This is a genomic window from Stenotrophomonas sp. Sm6012 (genome assembly GCF_030985895.1).
GTDB classification, from domain to species: Bacteria; Pseudomonadota; Gammaproteobacteria; order Xanthomonadales; family Xanthomonadaceae; genus Stenotrophomonas; species Stenotrophomonas forensis.
Genome location: NZ_JAPTFX010000274.1, coordinates 1 through 1,552, shown reverse-complemented (window position 1 = coordinate 1,552; position 1,552 = coordinate 1). Strand labels below are relative to the sequence as shown.

At 68.2% G+C, this 1,552-nt stretch carries 2 protein-coding genes; both read left to right on the top strand.

The genetic code is table 11. The features are described from left to right. Window positions 1-123: 123 nt before the first annotated feature. On the top strand, window positions 124-744 hold the full coding sequence (locus tag O0J73_RS22330; protein WP_197582568.1) for a LemA family protein: 621 nt from the start codon (window positions 124-126) through the stop codon (window positions 742-744). A 3-nt stretch (window positions 745-747) separates the two neighbouring features. Beyond that, window positions 748-1,552 (top strand): TPM domain-containing protein (locus tag O0J73_RS22325; RefSeq protein WP_308309670.1); only part of this gene is annotated, 805 nt, incomplete at its 3' end.

The window sequence follows — 1,552 nt, the reverse complement described above, 5'->3', positions numbered from 1 at the left end:
CCACCCGCCCGGACTACTCAGGCGATCCATGAGCACAACCACCGCGGAGGGGGCGGCGCCCGATGGCCGACCTTCACCCGAACCATGGCATGCTCGGCGCCACGTCCACCCGGAACCTCCGCCATGCGCCTGTTCACTCGTATCCTGCCCCTGATGCTGCTGGCCTCCCTGCTCTCCGGCTGCGGCTACAACGCCATCCAGCAGAAGGATGAAGCGGTCAAGGCCAGCTGGTCGGAGGTCATCAACCAGTACAAGCGCCGCGCCGACCTGGTGCCCAACCTGGTGCAGACCGTGAAGGGCTTCGCCAGCCAGGAAGAACGCGTGCTGACCGAAGTCACCAACGCCCGTTCGCGGGTCGGCCAGATCAACGTCAACGCCGATGACGAAGCCTCGCTAAAGCAGTTCCAGCAGGCCCAGGGCGAACTCGGCAGTGCGCTGTCGCGGCTGCTGGTGGTCACCGAAAACTATCCGCAGCTGAAGTCCGACCAGAACTTCCGCGACCTGCAGGCGCAGCTGGAAGGCACCGAGAACCGGGTCACCGTGGCCCGCGGCCGCTACATCCAGCAGGTGCAGGACTACAACACCTACATCCGCTCGTTCCCGCAGGTGATCACCGCCAAGATCTTCGGCTACAAGACCAAGCCGAACTTCACCGTGGACAACGAAGCGCAGATCTCCAACGCGCCGGCAGTCGATTTCGGCAACGCGCCGCAGCAGCAGCCGGCACCGCAGCCGGGCCACTGACCGATGCGCCCGGCCACTGCGCTGCTGGCCCTGCTGCTGTGGCTGCCGCTGGCGTCGCAGGCGCAGCAGCTGGCGCCGATTCCGGCGCTGGATTCGCCGGTGGTCGATACCACCGGCACGCTGGATGCCACGCAGCAGCAGGCGCTGGTGCAGCAGGCGACTGACCTGCAGCAGCGCAAGGGCAGCCAGCTGCAGGTGCTGGTGGTGCCCACTACCCAGCCGGAAGACATCGCGCAGTACACCACGCGCGTCTTCGACCAGTGGCAGATCGGCCGCAAGGGCGTGGATGACGGCGTGCTGCTGGTGGTGGCCAAGGATGACCGACGGGTACGCATCGAGCCCGGTTACGGCCTGGAGGGCGCGATTCCCGATGCCATCGCCAACCGGGTCATCCAGGAATACCTGGTGCCGCGCTTCCGCAGTGGTGACTATGCTGGCGGCATCACTGACGCCACCGGCGTGCTGGTCAAGCTGATCGATGGCGAAGACCTGCCGGCGCCCGTCAGTGGCCAGCGGGGCGGCGAGCCCGACGGCGGCGGCGACACCTGGTTCCTGGCCCTGTTCATCGGCGTGTTTGCCGGCAGCATCCTGCGCGGGGTGTTCTCGCGCGTGCCGCGCCCGTTGCGTGGGCTGCTCGGCGGCGGGGGAGCGGCACTGGCGGCGTTCCTGTTCACCTCCACGCTGCTGGCCAGTGGCCTGGCCGGCATCGTCGGCCTGATTGTCGCCATGCTCTCTGGGCACCCGGGCCGTTTTGCCGGCGGCGGCGGCTGGGGCGGTGGCAGCTGGGGCGGCGGAGGCGGCTTCGGTG